We start from the raw sequence: 15,375 nt of genomic DNA, 5'->3' as shown, positions 1-15,375 counted from the left end.
GCAGCTAACAGCTACAACTAACGACTGATGACTAACCACCAGCCACCCAATCTGGAGGTGTTTGCATGGTTAAAAAAAGGGTGCATGAATTGGCCAAGGAACTGGACCTGGAAAGCAAGGAATTAATTCAAAAACTTGGTGATATGGGTATTTCAGTAAAGTCGCCTCTTTCCACCCTGCAGGACGAAGAAGTAGAACGGGTAATGGCGGAGTTGAAAGATACGAACGAAAAAACATCTCCGTCTCAAGCCAGGGTAACCGCGCCCCAGGCACAGGTCAAAACAGATAAACCCAGAGAGGTCAAAAACAATATTAACCAGAGAAAGCGTTCTCCGGAACGCCCGCGCCATCACCATGATAGCCGGCGCTATGATCGTGGCCCGGGGTTGGTTGACCGGGTACCAGCCCGTCCTCCGGACCGGCGCTTCCAGGAGCGGCCGTTAAAGGTGGAGCCGCCCCAGTTACCAAGGGTGCAGGCCCAGCAGCAGGCTCAACAGATGGTTAATAAGGGACAGCCGCCTGCAACCCGCAGGACACCCAACGAGAGAAAGGCCCAGGTTAGCCCCGCTCCGGCAGAAATATCCAGCCGCCAGCCGGCTAAAGCAAGGCCAGAACATCTGAAAGTACCCAAAGTTCCGCAGGAAGTTAAGGCTGTTAGCGAAAAGGTTCGTTCCGATAAGACCAGAGGGGAAAAGAAGCAGGATAGAGAGCATACGGCCCGGGTGCGCGATAGAAAAGAACTGTTACATGAAACGCTGGCTGACCGTAAACTGCGGCCTCTGGCCAGCCAGAAAAAGAAGGCAGCATCCGAAGAGCCGGAAACCAAACCTGCAGTGGAGAAAAAGCCCATTGTTATTGGTGAATTCATTACGGTAAAAGAACTGGCCGAAAAAATGAAAAAGAGCCCGGCTGAGGTAATTAAGAAGTTGATGATGCTGGGTGTAATGGCGACCATCAACCAGGAAATTGATGCCGATACAGCAACCATTGTTGCTCAGGAGTTCGGTTTTGAAGTAGAAGTCAAAGTGGAACAGGATGCAGAGACTCTCTATATGCAGGAGCCAGAAGATGATCCTGCCGATTTACAACCGCGTCCATGCGTGGTTACGGTTATGGGACACGTGGACCACGGAAAAACTTCTCTGCTGGATGCAATTCGCGAAACCAACGTTACGGCAACGGAGGCTGGCGGGATTACCCAGCATATTGGTGCTTACCAGGTGGAGCATAATAACAAAAAGATTACTTTTCTTGATACACCCGGGCATGAAGCTTTTACTGCCATGCGCGCCCGGGGAGCCAAGGTTACGGATATCGCTATACTGGTGGTGGCAGCTGATGACGGGGTTATGCCCCAGACCGTGGAGGCTATCAACCATGCCAAGGCTGCCGGCGTACCCATCATCGTGGCCATTAACAAAATCGACCGGCCGGACGCCAACCCGGAAAGGGTTAAACAGCAGCTCACGGAATACGGCCTGGTGGCTGAAGAGTGGGGCGGGGATACGATCATGGTTCCCGTTAGCGCCAAGACCCGCCAGGGCCTCGAGGATCTGCTGGAAATGATCTTGCTGGTGGCAGAAATGCTGGAGCTGAAGGCCAACCCCAACCGCCCTGCCCGGGGAACGGTTATTGAGGCAGAGCTGGATAAGGGACGTGGGCCGGTGGCCACGGTACTGGTGCAAAATGGTACCCTTTCCGTGGGTGACAATCTGGTGGCAGGTACCACCTGGGCCCGGGTACGGGCCATGATGGATTATAAGGGGCGGCGGGTTAAAAAAGCTACCCCTTCCATGCCGGTTGAGGTTCTTGGTTTTTCGGAAGTGCCCTATGCCGGTGATCAGTTTTTTGTTGTACCCGATGAAAAAACGGCTCGCCAGATAGCAGAAAAACGGGCCAGCCGCAAGCGTGAAGAAGAGTTTAGAGCGGCCATGCCCCGGGTATCCCTGGAAGATCTCTTTAACCAGATTCAGGAAGGGCAAATCAAAGAGTTGCGCGTGATCATTAAAGCTGACGTGCAGGGTTCAGCCGAGGCTCTAAAGCAGGCCCTGGAGCGGTTATCCACGGATGAAGTAAAGGTAAATATCATCCATCAGGGAGTCGGGGCAATTAATGAGTCGGATATCATGCTTGCTTCTGCGTCCAACGCTATTATCATCGGTTTTAATGTGCGTCCCGATGTTAATGCCCGCCGCGTAGGAGAAAAGGAAAAGGTGGACATCCGGCTCTACCGGGTTATTTATGATGCCATAGAAGATGTTAAGAAGGCTATGAGCGGGTTGCTGGAGCCTGAGTACCGTGAAGTGATTCTGGGCCGGGCGGAAGTAAGAAAAACCTTTAAGATTTCCAAGGTGGGCACCATTGCTGGCTGTTATGTCACCGACGGTAAAATTACCCGTGATGCTGGCATCAGGGTTATCAGGGATGGCGTGGTTGTTTATGAAGGCCGGCTGGAGTCGTTAAAACGCTTTAAGGATGATGTCCGGGAGGTAATGCAGGGGTACGAATGCGGTCTGGCTATTGAAAAGTACAATGAAATCAAAGAGGGTGATATAATCGAGGCCTTTACCATGGAGGCAGTGAAAAGAGAACTGGCCTAGCCCCTGTGCAGGTAAAAGTGGAGGTGCGGACCATGTCCTATCGTCCGGAACGTTTAGCCGAGATCATTAAAAAAGAAGTGTCTGATATGGTGCGGGATGAACTTAAAGATCCCCGTATTGGTTTTGTCACTATTACCGGGGTTGAGGTTTCCACTGACCTGCGCTATGCCAAGATTTTTTTCAGTGTCCTGGGTTCAGAGGAGGAGGCCAGGGCCTCCCTGGAAGCCTTGAATCGCGCCCGTGGTTACGTGCGCAGTGAACTGGCCCGGCGGATCCGCTTGAGGCATGCTCCGGAGATATCTTTCAAGCTCGATCCCTCGATTCAGCGGGGTATTCGGGTGATGGAATTGTTAAAAGACGTGAAAGAACGGGGTGCCGCGGGTAATGACTGGCCTGGATAAGATAGCGGAATGCCTTCAAAAAGCCAGGCAGGTTATTTTGAGCGGGCATGTCATGCCTGACGGGGACTGCCTGGGTTCAGTGGCGGCCCTGGGCCTCGGTCTTATGGAACTGGGTAAGCAGGTAACCCTTGCCAGCCCCGATCCCCTGCCTGAATTGTATCAGTTTTTACCCGGGGCGGATCGCTTTTTGATTGGGGAAGAGGCCCTAAAAGGAACTTATGATACCTTTGTGGTTCTGGATAGCTCTGTTCCCGACCGGCTGGGGCCGTTAAAGGAATTGCTTGTTCGTGATCTGGTGGTCTGTGTTATTGACCATCATGTGGGCAATCATGACTTTGGTCACTTTATATATGTAGACCCGAAAGCCGCGGCAACCGGGGAAATTATTCAGGATCTACTGGATCTGCTGCATGTATCATCCCGGGTAGATATAGCCAGCTGCCTGTATACGGCCATTGTTACCGATACCGGATCCTTTCGCTACCAGAATACCACTCCCCTTACCCACCGCCGGGTGGCCAGGTTGATGGAAGAAGGAGTTGACGCCGCCCGGCTAAACGTACTGCTTTTTGAGCAGAAATCATTATTACACCTGCGGGTTCTCCAGGCAGCCCTGCAGACCCTGGATTTTACCCCCTGTGGACGGGTAGGCTGGATGAGCGTCACCCGCGAGACCCTGGATAGTTTGGGCGCGCGGGAAGAACATACCAATGGGCTTATTGACTATGTACGCTCCCTGCGCGGGGTGGAGGTGGCCCTGCTGTTCAGGGAAATCGAATCCGGCTGCTGGAAAGTAGGTTTTCGCTCACGGGGTCAGGTGGATGTGCAGCAGGTGGCTTCCAGGTTTAATGGCGGAGGACATCTCCGGGCTGCCGGAGCGGTAGTCAGGGGGGAAGGGGAAGCGGTTATTAAAATGGTGGTAAGGGCCGTACTGGAGGTCATGCAGGGGGATTAATAATGGATGGGATTCTGAACATTTTAAAGCCGCCCGGGATGACCTCCCATGATGTGGTGGATTTTATCCGGCGCTTGCTGGGCGGCATTAAAACGGGTCATACCGGAACTCTGGATCCCGGAGCAGCGGGAGTATTACCGGTATGCCTGGGGCGGGCCACCAGGGTAATCCAGTTTCTACCCAACGATAAAGAATACCGGGTAGAAATTATATTCGGGCTGGCTACCTCCACGGGAGATACTTTTGGGGAAGTAATTTCCCGGAATAGTGCCTCTTCACTAACCAGCGAGGCTCTGGAAGAAGTTTTAAGGGCTTTTGTGGGCGAAATTGCTCAGGTTCCCCCTATGACTTCAGCTGTTCGTTACCGGGGGAAAAGGCTTTACGAGCTGGCCAGACAGGGAATAGAGGTGCACCGGGAGCCCAGGCAGGTGAGCATTTACTCATTGCGCCTGGTGCAATTATATGGGACAGGCACGCCCCACCCCCGGGCTCTGGTAGACGTGGCCTGCTCTGCGGGGACGTATATACGTACCTTATGCGCCGATATAGGCCACTTGCTGGGGTGTGGTGCCTCCATGAGCTTTCTCTTACGCACCAGAGCAGGTATATTTTCCCTGGAAGAAGCGCTTACCCTGGAAGAGGTGGAGGAACTCTTCCGGGAGGGCAGGCTTTCCGGTAAATTGGTCAGGCTGGAGCAGGCGCTGGAGCATTTTCCCGCCATCTATGTCCGGCCGGGAGCAGTAAACAGCATCAAATCAGGCAGCCCTTTGTACTGGCCGGGAGTGGCTACGGCGCCGGAATTTTTGCAGGAAGGTCAGCTGGTTCGGCTGTGCACTGACAGGGCCGTACTGGCTGTGGCCAGGACCGTTGCCGATTCCAAACGGCCTGGTTATTATCAATTTAAGCCCGTGAGAATACTTGCTTAATTTGAGAATAGAATTCTGCTGTTCTTGCCAGGGGGATGATGGTCGTGAAAGTATACGAAACATGGGAAGGAATAAAGGAACGTTACGCCAGTTTGATGGTCGGCCTGGGGAACTTTGATGGAGTGCACCTGGGGCACCGGCAGCTGATTTCTACAATGGTGGCTACAGCTCGTGAAAGGAAAGCTACGCCGGCAGTTTTTACCTTTCATCCCCATCCCCTGGCTGTGCTGGACCCGGAACATGCTCCCCTGTTGTTGCTTACTCCCCGGGCAAAGGAAAGAATTATGTGCCGGCTGGGAGTGGAGGTTCTGCTGCGTGTTCCATTTACTGTCGAATTTGCCCGGATCAGTCCCCGGGAGTTTGTCGAAGAAGTGCTGTTCCGGGGGCTGGGTGTTAAAGCTGTGTTTGTTGGTTATAACTATACATTTGGTTATCGGGGAGAGGGCAATCCGGAACTGTTAAAGGAGTATGGCCGTAGATACGGCTTTGAGGTACATGTAATGCCCCCGGTTACCGTGGACGGCCAGGTGGTGAGCAGCACCCTTATTCGCAGCCTGTTGCTGTGCGGGGAAGTTGCAGAGGCTGCCCGCTTTATGGGTTATTACCCCTTTGTGGAAGGCCGGGTAGTTACCGGTGACCGGCGGGGGGCAAAACTGGGTTTCCCCACGGCTAACATAAACCCGGAGGAAGGAATTTTAATACCGGCCCATGGTGTATATTCGGTGGAGGTGGAGGTGGATGGTGATTATTATATTGGAGTTGCCAATATAGGTACAAAACCCACCTTCAATACCAGAAACCTCCGCCCCAATATCGAAGTGCATTTACTTGATTTTCATGGTGACTTATACGGGCGCCAGATCCTTGTGCGTTTCAGGCGGCGCCTGCGGGAAGAAAGGCGTTTTGCCTCGGCAGCAGAACTAATTGCGCAGATTCAAAAAGATATTCTTCAAGCCAGGATGGAATACAGCGGAGAACAGAGAACATATAAATACAAGTAGAGTTTACTTCTCAATGGAAATATGCTAAAATGAAGCCATTAAGCTTCCCGGATATGGGGAAGGGTGACTTTTTCAATGGGGATTCCCAGACCGGGTTTCCAGGATGAGGAGATTAAAAGGTGGCTCAATCATATAGCTCTGATTTGCTTGAGTGAAGAGTTCCAGGAACTCAAAAAGGAACTGGAGCAGATTTACCGCCAATCAGAAGTTGAAAATTATGCCCTTGCGGCCTTTGTAGATGCGTTGTATGCTTTTGTTGCCCAGGAAGAGGAAAATTTGATTTGCCAGTCCGGAACCCTGTGATATTTTTTAATATAGAGCCATGCGTGTTATTATTACCGAGCATGCTAAAAAGCGGCTCAAAGATTTGCGCCAGGAAGGTATTACCATCGCCGATATTACAGTGGCTGCCAGCAATATTCCCGGACGTATTCCTACGGCAACCCGTTTTCGCGGTTTTATAGCGCGTTCTGGTCGAATTTTTGATATTGTGGCCAAAGATATACCGGGCGGACGCCTGGTAATTACCATAATCGGGAAGTAGTTTCCCGTGAACTGTTGGCTAGGGAACTCGTTTCTCCGGCGGTTAGCTTGGCCAGCAGCGATTATGGTTAGAAGGAGGTGAGTTCTCGGTGGCACTGACTCCTGAGAGGAAGCAGGCCCTTATAGCCGAACACAGGCTGCACGAAACCGATACGGGTTCTCCCGAGGTGCAAATCGCCATTCTGACCGAAAGGATTAACAGCCTGACGGAGCACCTGCGGGTGCATAAAAAGGATCATCATTCCCGGCGGGGCCTGTTAAAAATGGTGGGTCAGAGGCGGGCATTGCTTAACTATCTGAAAAGCAGGAATTTTGACCGCTACCGGGCACTGATTGAAAAATTGGGTTTGCGAAAATAAGAAGGGCGGGAGTGTTAACCCGCCTTTTTAAATACGCCCGGGTGATAACCAGTATTTTTTGCTTTATCAGCAGGAAATAATATTTATTATGTAGAATAACTATCAGTTATGAAAATTTAGGCAGGTATGTAACAGGAGGTCAGGTAGCTTTACATGTCAGCGAAACCTATTTTGATTAAAGAATGTGAAATTGGTGGCCGTATATTGAAATTGGAAACAGGCCGGGTGGCCGGGCAGGCCGGCGGAGCTGTCCTGGTGCGTTACGGTGATACAGTAGTGCTGGTTACTGCCACAATGTCCAAAACGGTGAGGGAAGGAATTGACTTCTTTCCCCTGACTGTTGATTACGAGGAAAGGCTATATGCTGTGGGTAAAATACCCGGCGGGTTCATCAAACGTGAAGGTCGTCCCAGTGAAAAGGCAATTCTTTCCGGGCGTTTAATCGACCGGCCCATACGGCCTCTTTTCCCCAAAGGATGTCGTAATGAGGTACAGGTAGTAGCTACTATTCTGTCGGTAGATCAGGATAATGCTCCCGAAATAGCTGCCATGATTGGAGCATCTGCGGCCCTGCATATCAGTGAGATTCCTTTTCAAGGCCCCATTGGCGGTGTAATAGTGGGACTGGTGGAAGGGGAGTATGTTATCAACCCCACCCTTACTCAGGCAGAAAAAAGTTTGATGCACCTGGTGGTAGCTGGAACCCGTGACGCTGTGATGATGGTTGAAGCGGGTGCTAAAGAAGTGCCTGAAGACCAGGTCCTGGGGGGCATTGCCTTTGGTCATGAAAAAGTAAAAGAAATCGTCAAGTTTATTGAGGAATTCCGGGAAGAAGCCCTGGCCCTCGGGCTGGCAAAAGAAAAGGTCACTCCTGTTCTCGCCGAGGTAGACCCTCAGGTGGAGGAGGCGGTAAGCGGCCCGGCTACAGAGGAAATGACCGCCGCCATAAGGCAATGTATAGAACAGCGGATGGACAAGCAAACCCGGGATGCCTTTCTGGAAGAAGTTAAGAATAAACTGCTGGAGTCTTTCCGGGAAACATTCCCTGAACAGGAACAATCCATACTGGCGGTCATTGAGGCAGTGGAGAAAAAAATTATGCGCCGCTTCGTGGTGGAGGAAGGAGTGCGCATAGACGGTAGAGCTTTAAATGAAATCCGGCCTATAAGTGTGGAGGCCGGGATTTTGCCCCGTACCCACGGTTCAGGGCTCTTTACACGGGGTCAGACTCAGGTGCTTTCAGTGGTTACCCTGGGTCCTATTTCCGATGAACAAATACTGGACGATCTGGGCATAGAGGAAACCAAGCGGTTTATGCACCATTATAACTTCCCCCCCTATAGCACCGGGGAAACCAGGCCCATGCGTTCCCCCGGGCGACGGGAGATCGGGCACGGAGCTTTAGCAGAACGGGCACTGGAGCCGGTGATTCCCGGAGAAGATACTTTCCCTTATACCATTCGTCTGGTTTCTGAAGTTCTTTCCTCTAATGGTTCCACATCCATGGGAAGTGTATGCGGTAGTTGCGTGGCCTTAATGGATGCGGGTATTCCAATTAAGGCTCCGGTGGCTGGCGTGGCTATGGGATTGATTAAAGAGGAAGATAAGGTGGCCATCCTTACCGATATTCAGGGTATTGAAGACCATCTGGGAGATATGGACTTTAAAGTAGCCGGTACGGCCAAGGGGATTACAGCCCTGCAAATGGACATTAAAATCCCCGGTATTGATACGGAAATTTTGGGTAAAGCCCTGGCTCAGGCCCGGGAGGGACGGCTCTATATTTTAAATAAGATCCTCGAGGTTATTCCCGCACCCCGCCCGGAATTATCACCTTACGCGCCCCGGATCATTCATACTGTTATTGACCCCGATAAAATTCGTGAAGTCATTGGTCCGGGCGGCAAGGTGATCAAAAAAATAATCGATGAAACAGGTGTGGAGATTGATATTGAAGATGACGGCCGGGTATATATTGCAGCCGTAGATCCCGCAGCAGCCAGGCGAGCCCTGGAGATTATTGAAAATATCACCAAAGATGTGGTTGTGGGCGAAATTTATACCGGCAGGGTAACCAGGGTTACCGACTTTGGTGCTTTTGTAGAAGTGGTGCCCGGTGTCTTTGGTATGCCGGGGAAGGAAGGCCTGGTGCACATTTCCCATCTGGCTCACCACAGGGTTAACCGGGTGGAAGATGTGGTGAAGGAGGGAGATACCATTGTGGTGAAAGCCATCGGGTTCGATAATCAGGGACGCCTGAAACTATCCCGTAAGGAGGCCCTGCCACCGGAACCTAAGGAATCAACTCCTCACCACCGGCGCAGCAAGGGCCGTCAGGGCCGTCATTAACCCGGTTTTTTACCCCCCCTACCATGAGTTTTCGTGGAGGGGTTTAATTATTTTGAGAGACATACCTGTCACCTTCCGAGAATTTTGGAGAAAAAAAGTGGCAATACCGCATCTTTTCCCTGCATACAAATGTGGTGATGAAATGGGAAAGGGTGGCAGGTATGCGTGTGTATTACTTTAGCCGGCAGCGATTATGGAGAGGTTTCTGGCTGGCAGTACTTAGCTTTTCACTTCTGGCCTGGGGGTACTGGTATAACCAGTCCCTGCAGGCATTACCGGCAGCATCACTACCTATCTACCAGGGCAGTGGCAGGGAAAAGGAGGTTGCCCTAACCGTAAATGTATTTTGGGGAGAAGAGTACCTGCCGCAAATGCTGAGTATACTGGAAAAGGAAAGGGTAAAGGCCACCTTTTTTATTGGTGGACAATGGGCGGAACAATTTCCAGCACTTACCCGGACAATTTATAAGAAAGGGCATGAAATTGGCAGCCATGGCTATGCCCATCCTCACCCGGACCAGCTTTCCGTAAGCGATAATTTACAGGACATCAGGCGGGCAGAAGAAATACTGGTGAAAATAACGGGGGAGCGCCCGCGGCTGTTTGCCCCTCCTTATGGTGAACACGGGCAACCTGTACTCCAGGCTGCTTCTGAAGCGGGGTACCGGACCATATTATGGAGTGTGGATACCGTGGACTGGCAGCGCCCTGAAGCCCGGGTAATCATTGAACGGGTTCTGGGTAAAGTTCATAATGGTGCCATTATACTGATGCATCCTACAGCTCCGACCGTTGAAGCCCTGCCGGTTATAATTAAGGAATTAAAATCCCGCGGCTACAGGCTGGTGACCGTTTCACAACTTCTAAATCACCTGGAAAGCAAACCTTAGTACGGCTGATTATAAACCGCATTATAAAACATCATAAACTGCCCTCAAACCGGGAAGCTTAGAGTCTGGATATGTCTATAGTAATTAAGAGGTGAACAGCAGTGCTTTCCCGGTTGATTTTTTCTCTTTTCCTGGGATATATGGTTCTGGGGGCCGGCCTGCCCCCTGCACTGGCTGCGGGTGCATCAGGGCCCTGTATGCAGCCTGCTCTACCGGTATTTTTAAACTTAGGGGAATTGCCCGTTTCTTCTTTTGGAGGACAGGAGCCCAGAATAACTGCCGAGGCAGCGGTGTTGATGGAAGCTTCCACCGGGCAGGTTCTCTTTGCTAAAAACGCCCATCAAGCACGGCCACCAGCCAGCACCACCAAAATTCTTACTGCTCTGCTGGCCATTGAAGGTGGCCGGTTGAATGAAGTGGTGACGGTGAGTTCCCGGGCGGCGGCGGTAGGGGAGAGCAGCATGCACCTGTTCCCCGGCCAGCGTCTTACCCTGGAGCAACTTTTGTACGGCGCTCTCCTGCGTTCAGGAAATGATGCCTGTGTGGCCATAGCCGAACATATAGCGGGCAGTGAAAGAAATTTTGTTTTTCTGATGAACCAAAAAGCCCGGGAACTGGGTGCCCGCCAGAGCCATTTTTGCAATCCCCATGGTTTACCAGCTCAGGGTCATGTGTCCTCGGCGTATGACTTGGCCCTTCTGGCCAGATACGCTCTGCGGAACCCCACTTTCAGGGCACTGGTATCCACCCGTTATTATGGTTTTGTAAATCCTCCCTGGGGAGAGTATCATCTTCATAATACCAATCGTCTCCTGTGGAGCTACCAGGGAGCGGATGGGGTTAAGACCGGCACTACCAGTGAGGCGGGAATGTGCCTGGTTGCATCGGCCAGCCGGGGGGGGAGGCAATTAATCAGCGTGGTTTTGCACAGCGATGATCGCTATGGTGACACCATGGCGCTTCTGGATTACGGATTCTCCTGTTTTAAAACACTGGTTGTAACGAAAAGAGGAGAACCCTGTTATAAACTGCCAGTAAACGAGGGTACTGTTTTGACAGTACCACTGGTCAGTGATCGCACCCTGGCAGTAGCTGTGCCGGTGCATCGTTCGCCTGATGTGAAAAAACAATTTCATGTACCCTCTGCAGTGAATGCGCCGGTCTTCAGGGACTGGCCTGCAGGTACTGTTGATATCTGGGTGGAAGGCCAACCGGTTGCCAGGGCCCGCCTGTTAACCGGAAGTTCAGTTCACAGGCTGCCGGCCTGCAGGTTATGGTGGAAGAGAGTAAGTGCCCGCTTCAGGCCAGTATGAGTTTAAGAAAAATGTCCTGCCGGTTTACCTGCTTTCAAGCGAACTTTAGAGGATTTTTTGTGGGCGGTGGCGAAAAGTAACCTGTTATTTGGGTGAGTCTGGCTCAGACTGAATCGGAGGTGCGGCTGGTTGTTTCAAACCGTCAGGCTGAAAAATGGGGTTACCATACTTACCGAGGATATTCCCCACGTGCGTTCAGTAGTTCTGGGTATATGGGTAAAGGCGGGTTCGCGGGACGAGAGCCCGGACATAGCAGGTGTTTCCCATCTCATTGAACACCTCATGTTCAAGGGTACGGAAAGCCGAACCGCCCGGGATATTGCAGAGGCACTGGATGCCGTTGGTGGGCAGTTAAATGCTTTTACCACCAAGGAATATACCTGTTATTATGCCCGGGTTCTGGATGAGCATTTTGACCTGGCCCTTGATATTTTGCAGGATATGTTGTTTCACTCCAGGTTTGATTCCGGGGATATCGAACGGGAGCGCAATGTGATCCTGGAAGAAATAAAGATGTATGAGGATGCACCGGATGAACTGGTTCATGACGTCTTTGCCACCACTATCTGGCAGGGTCATGAACTGGGCAGGCCAATTATAGGTAATGCGGAGGTAATCAGCCGGATATCCCGGGAGGAAATCCTGGACTACTATCGCCACCATTATCGCCCGCAGAATATAGTTGTGGCCGTGGCAGGAAATATTGTTCACGAACGGGTAATAGAAAAGCTGCGTCCTATTTTTGAGCCGCTGAATGGAGAACCGGTTACGCGCAGGTTAATACGTCCGGTTCCCCGGCGGATGGTTACCTGCCGGCCCAAAGAGACGGAGCAGGTTCATCTATGTGTGGGTGCACCCGGGTTACCCCTGGATCACGAAAAGGTTTACGTGTTTCAGGTAATTAATACCATCCTGGGCGGGGGTATTAGTTCCCGTCTGTTTCAGGAGATCAGGGAGCAGCGGGGGCTGGTATATTCCATTTATTCCTATCACAGCTCCTATCACGATGCAGGGCTATTTTGTATTTATGCCGGGTTAAGTAAGGAAAACTTGCCCGGGGTTATGGAGCTTATTTTTAAAGAAATCAGGGATATCCAGCAAAACGGGGTTAAAAGTGAGGAGTTGCGGCGTGCTAAGGAGCAGATTATCGGAAATCTGTGGTTGAGCCTGGAAAGTGTAAGCACCCGGATGAGCAGGCTGGCCAAATCCCAGCTTTACCTGGGCAAAGTATTACCTCCGGAAGAGGTGGCCGAGAAGGTGAAAAAAGTTAGCCTGGAAGATGTCCGGGAACTGGCACGTGAAATGCTCAATCCTGAGTCCTTTGCCATTGCCACGGTAGGTCCGTGGGATGATGGTGGCACCTTGAAATCTTTTTTGGGAAGTAATTCTTGTTGTTAAAGCTTTCAGGTTTTTAAATGGCGTTCTAAAACATGTCCCACTCCCATATAATGCTAGCGGGGGTGGGGTCAAGATGTTAATAATGTCGTTCACGCTTCTCCTGGTTGTCCTGATTATCCTTTCCATTCGGGAAAGGATGCGCCTGGCGGTTTTAAGGAGTAAAGCGTGGGATGTATCCGAGTTGAGCACACCATCCCCCCTATCCCAGGCTCTGACAGGGCTTGTGGGAACGGCGGGCGGGATCTACCTTTCCCTGGTGTTATTGTTTACCTTCCTTGGCTATGAATTGCCCGAGCGGGTTTATCTGGGGAAAATTCAGGTGGAGCCCCTGGCAGCGCTGTCCATTGCCCTGGCCGTTGTGCAGCCTTTCTTCCTAAGGATTTTCCAGCTAAGACGCAGGTTCTAACAGGGGGGGATATGGTGAGGTTAACAGAGCTGGCCGGCAAGGAAATAGTAAATATTTATGATGGCGCCCGTCTGGGAGTGGTAGGGGAAAGTGATTTGACCATTGATATTGAGACCGGGCAGGTACAGTCCATAATTCTGCCCCGCCGGGGAAATCCCCTGGGTTTCTGGTTGGACCGGCAGAGCCTGGTAATTCCCTGGGAATCTGTGCGCAAAATTGGCAGTGAAGTTATTATTGTTGATCTTGACCAGGCCCATCTTAGCTTAAGACGGTATACTTTATAATTTTAATAATGTTACATTATAATTTACCTGGCTTGGTACTTTTTTTGTTTTATCTTGACATAATCCAGGTTATGTGGTTTAAATTTTAACAAATGACAGGAAGGGGGAAACTGGTTTATACCGCAACGGGGCTGCAAAAAATACCGTTTGCGGGGACACAAACCGGGTTTAAAATTGATCAGGGTTGTAGTAGCTGGTGCTTATGGCCGGATGGGTCGTGAAGTTTTAAAAGCTGTCTATAAAACTGATGATATGATTCTGGTAGGAGCAGTGGATGTGCGGGGAGAAGGACAGGATGTGGGGCCCCTGTGGGGTGGTCCAGAAATAGGAATAACCCTGCAGGGGGACCTGGAGAAAGTACTGGCCGAAGCCCGCCCCGATGTTATGGTTGATTTTACCACTCCCGACGCGGTAGCCGGGAATATTAAGACAGCTCTTAAAAGTGGCGTACGTCCCGTGGTGGGAACCACCGGGATGAGCAGCGGTGAACTGGAAGAAATCCGTAATCTTGCGGAAAGCCTCAAGCTGGGTTGTGTAATTGCTCCTAATTTTGCTATCGGGGCAGTTTTAATGATGCGATTTGCAGCTGAAGCAGCCAGGTACCTGCCCCATGTAGAAATTATTGAATTGCACCATGATCAGAAGCTGGATGCTCCTTCAGGTACGGCCATTAAAACTGCTGAATTGGTGGCTGCCGCCAGGGGAGATTTTCAGCAGGGTTTACCAACGGAGGTAGAAAAAATTCCTGGTGCCCGTGGCGGCTCTTATGATGGTGGTATCCGCATTCACAGTGTACGCCTGCCGGGGCTGGTAGCCCATCAGGAGGTAATTTTTGGTGGCCTCGGACAAACCCTGAGTATAAGACATGATTCTATTTCCCGGGAATCCTTTATGCCCGGTGTATTGCTGGCTGTTCGCCGGGTGATGCATCTGGAAGGAGTGGTATACGGCCTGGAGAACCTCCTCTTTGAGTAAACTATGACAAGCACCTCCATTTTCTGGCCCTCATATATTGGTGGTAAATAAAGGCCAAGGAGGGTTTGCCGGCCATGCAGCCAGATCTAAGCGGGGTCACAGTAGCCGTTCTTGGCGGTGATGCCAGGGAGAAGATCCTGGTTGAACGGCTGGCGGCATCAGGGGCAAACCTGAAAGTAGTGGGACTGCCAGTTGCAGGAGAGAGGATTATCTCCTGCCATGAAATCGCCCGGGTCCTGGCTGGTGCTGACGCCTTAATTCTGCCTGTGCCCGGGATTGATGACGGGGGTCGTATTCATTCGAGATACCTGGAACAGCCGCTTATTTTACTGGAAGAACACCTGACCTTGCTGGTTCCCGGTTCGCCGGTTCTGGTAGGTATGGCCAGGCCAAAGCTCAAGGAAATGGTAGCCCGGGCAAATCTCCGCCTCATTGAACTAATGGATATGGATGAAGTGGCTATTTTAAACTCCATTCCTTCGGCTGAAGGAGCTATTCAGGTAGCCATGGAGAGATTGCCTATTACCATTCACGGGAGTAATTCCGTAGTTCTGGGCTTTGGACGGACGGGAATTACGCTGGCCCGTATATTACATGCCCTGGGAGCTCGTACCGTGGTGGTGGCCCGTAACCCTGCCCAGCGTGCCAGGGCTTATGAGATGGGGCTGGTAACAGCTGATTTAACAGGACTGCCGGAAGTGGTGGCGGAGGCGGATGTTATTTTTAATACCATTCCGGCTCTGGTACTGGATGAGCAGGTCCTGGTACGGGTACGGCCCGGTACGTTAATTCTGGATCTGGCATCTTCCCCGGGTGGTACCGATTTTGAGGCAGCAAGGCGGTTAGGTATTACTGCACTTTTACTTCCAGGATTGCCCGGCAGGGTAGCACCCCAAACAGCAGGTGAAATCCTGGCTAAGGTTGTCCCCCGGCTGCTGGCTGAACAGTTGGCCCTCTAGCTTATGGCTTTCCAGC

16 protein-coding genes are annotated in these 15,375 nt (G+C 51.4%); all 16 read left to right on the top strand.

What is annotated here, in order from left to right; genetic code table 11:
• Window positions 1–65 precede the first annotated feature (65 nt).
• The 16 genes from infB to dpsA all read left to right on the top strand — a co-directional run bounded on the left by infB (window position 66) and on the right by dpsA (window position 15,359).
• Entirely contained in the window at window positions 66–2,600 is a 2,535-nt protein-coding gene (gene infB / locus BR83_RS0100575; protein ID WP_027355447.1) for a translation initiation factor IF-2, read from the top strand.
• 32 nt (window positions 2,601–2,632) lie between these two features.
• Window positions 2,633–3,001: a 30S ribosome-binding factor RbfA gene (gene rbfA / locus BR83_RS0100570; RefSeq protein ID WP_027355446.1), complete on the top strand. Its 369-nt coding sequence runs from the start codon at window positions 2,633–2,635 to the stop codon at window positions 2,999–3,001.
• The gene (locus BR83_RS0100565) at window positions 2,985–3,956 is read left to right on the top strand and encodes a DHH family phosphoesterase (protein ID WP_027355445.1); all 972 of its coding nucleotides are present in this window, start codon (window positions 2,985–2,987) and stop codon (window positions 3,954–3,956) included. Before rbfA ends, BR83_RS0100565 begins: the two co-directional genes overlap by 17 nt.
• 2 nt (window positions 3,957–3,958) lie before the next feature.
• Window positions 3,959–4,882, top strand: a complete 924-nt coding sequence (gene truB / locus BR83_RS0100560) for a tRNA pseudouridine(55) synthase TruB (RefSeq protein ID WP_027355444.1) — start codon at window positions 3,959–3,961, stop codon at window positions 4,880–4,882.
• Between the two features lie 44 nt (window positions 4,883–4,926).
• On the top strand, window positions 4,927–5,883 hold the full coding sequence (locus BR83_RS0100555) for a bifunctional riboflavin kinase/FAD synthetase (RefSeq protein ID WP_027355443.1): 957 nt from the start codon (window positions 4,927–4,929) through the stop codon (window positions 5,881–5,883).
• Window positions 5,884–5,958: 75 nt separating this feature from the next.
• The gene (locus tag BR83_RS0100550; protein ID WP_027355442.1) at window positions 5,959–6,186 is read left to right on the top strand and encodes a hypothetical protein; all 228 of its coding nucleotides are present in this window, start codon (window positions 5,959–5,961) and stop codon (window positions 6,184–6,186) included.
• 19 nt (window positions 6,187–6,205) lie between these two features.
• A complete protein-coding gene (locus BR83_RS0100545) occupies window positions 6,206–6,427 on the top strand; it encodes a hypothetical protein (protein WP_027355441.1) in 222 nt (73 codons plus the stop codon).
• 88 nt (window positions 6,428–6,515) lie between these two features.
• Window positions 6,516–6,785: a 30S ribosomal protein S15 gene (gene rpsO / locus BR83_RS0100540; RefSeq protein ID WP_027355440.1), complete on the top strand. Its 270-nt coding sequence runs from the start codon at window positions 6,516–6,518 to the stop codon at window positions 6,783–6,785.
• Window positions 6,786–6,938: 153 nt separating this feature from the next.
• Window positions 6,939–9,134, top strand: a complete 2,196-nt coding sequence (locus BR83_RS0100535) for a polyribonucleotide nucleotidyltransferase (RefSeq protein ID WP_027355439.1) — start codon at window positions 6,939–6,941, stop codon at window positions 9,132–9,134.
• 161 nt (window positions 9,135–9,295) lie between these two features.
• A complete protein-coding gene (locus BR83_RS0100530) occupies window positions 9,296–10,024 on the top strand; it encodes a polysaccharide deacetylase family protein (protein WP_027355438.1) in 729 nt (242 codons plus the stop codon).
• A 101-nt stretch (window positions 10,025–10,125) separates the two neighbouring features.
• Window positions 10,126–11,337 (top strand): D-alanyl-D-alanine carboxypeptidase family protein, encoded by a 1,212-nt coding sequence (locus BR83_RS0100525; RefSeq protein WP_027355437.1) that lies wholly within the window; start codon window positions 10,126–10,128, stop codon window positions 11,335–11,337.
• A gap of 129 nt (window positions 11,338–11,466) precedes the next feature.
• The gene (locus BR83_RS0100520; protein WP_027355436.1) at window positions 11,467–12,735 is read left to right on the top strand and encodes a M16 family metallopeptidase; all 1,269 of its coding nucleotides are present in this window, start codon (window positions 11,467–11,469) and stop codon (window positions 12,733–12,735) included.
• Window positions 12,736–12,817: 82 nt separating this feature from the next.
• Window positions 12,818–13,141, top strand: coding sequence for a hypothetical protein (locus tag BR83_RS0100515; RefSeq protein ID WP_242839593.1), 324 nt, complete (start codon window positions 12,818–12,820; stop codon window positions 13,139–13,141).
• Window positions 13,142–13,155: 14 nt separating this feature from the next.
• Window positions 13,156–13,425 carry a YlmC/YmxH family sporulation protein gene (locus BR83_RS0100510; RefSeq protein WP_027355434.1) on the top strand — a complete coding sequence of 90 codons (270 nt, stop codon included), beginning with the start codon at window positions 13,156–13,158 and terminating at the stop codon, window positions 13,423–13,425.
• Between the two features lie 174 nt (window positions 13,426–13,599).
• Window positions 13,600–14,400, top strand: coding sequence for a 4-hydroxy-tetrahydrodipicolinate reductase (dapB, locus tag BR83_RS0100505; RefSeq protein ID WP_027355433.1), 801 nt, complete (start codon window positions 13,600–13,602; stop codon window positions 14,398–14,400).
• Window positions 14,401–14,474: 74 nt separating this feature from the next.
• Window positions 14,475–15,359, top strand: coding sequence for a dipicolinate synthase subunit DpsA (gene dpsA, locus BR83_RS0100500; protein WP_027355432.1), 885 nt, complete (start codon window positions 14,475–14,477; stop codon window positions 15,357–15,359).
• The last annotated feature ends 16 nt before the right edge of the window (window positions 15,360–15,375 follow it).

This window comes from Desulfofundulus thermocisternus DSM 10259, from assembly GCF_000686645.1.
Classification (GTDB): Bacteria; Bacillota; Desulfotomaculia; order Desulfotomaculales; family Desulfovirgulaceae; genus Desulfofundulus; species Desulfofundulus australicus.
Note: the sequence above shows the minus strand (reverse complement) of the source record. Positions and strands in the feature narration are given on the sequence as shown.

Excerpts from the sequence above, each read along its gene's own strand:
- BR83_RS0100535 (WP_027355439.1), top strand. The coding sequence starts at position 6,939 with ATGTCAGCGAAACCTATTTTGATTAAAGAATGTGAAATTGGTGGCCGT.
- BR83_RS0100565 (WP_027355445.1), top strand. The coding sequence starts at position 2,985 with ATGACTGGCCTGGATAAGATAGCGGAATGCCTTCAAAAAGCCAGGCAG.
- BR83_RS0100545 (WP_027355441.1), top strand. The coding sequence starts at position 6,206 with ATGCGTGTTATTATTACCGAGCATGCTAAAAAGCGGCTCAAAGATTTG.
- rbfA (WP_027355446.1), top strand. The coding sequence starts at position 2,633 with ATGTCCTATCGTCCGGAACGTTTAGCCGAGATCATTAAAAAAGAAGTG.
- BR83_RS0100515 (WP_242839593.1), top strand. The coding sequence starts at position 12,818 with ATGTCGTTCACGCTTCTCCTGGTTGTCCTGATTATCCTTTCCATTCGG.
- BR83_RS0100530 (WP_027355438.1), top strand. The coding sequence starts at position 9,296 with ATGCGTGTGTATTACTTTAGCCGGCAGCGATTATGGAGAGGTTTCTGG.
- infB (WP_027355447.1), top strand. The coding sequence starts at position 66 with ATGGTTAAAAAAAGGGTGCATGAATTGGCCAAGGAACTGGACCTGGAA.
- BR83_RS0100550 (WP_027355442.1), top strand. The coding sequence starts at position 5,959 with ATGGGGATTCCCAGACCGGGTTTCCAGGATGAGGAGATTAAAAGGTGG.
- truB (WP_027355444.1), top strand. The coding sequence starts at position 3,959 with ATGGATGGGATTCTGAACATTTTAAAGCCGCCCGGGATGACCTCCCAT.
- dpsA (WP_027355432.1), top strand. The coding sequence starts at position 14,475 with ATGCAGCCAGATCTAAGCGGGGTCACAGTAGCCGTTCTTGGCGGTGAT.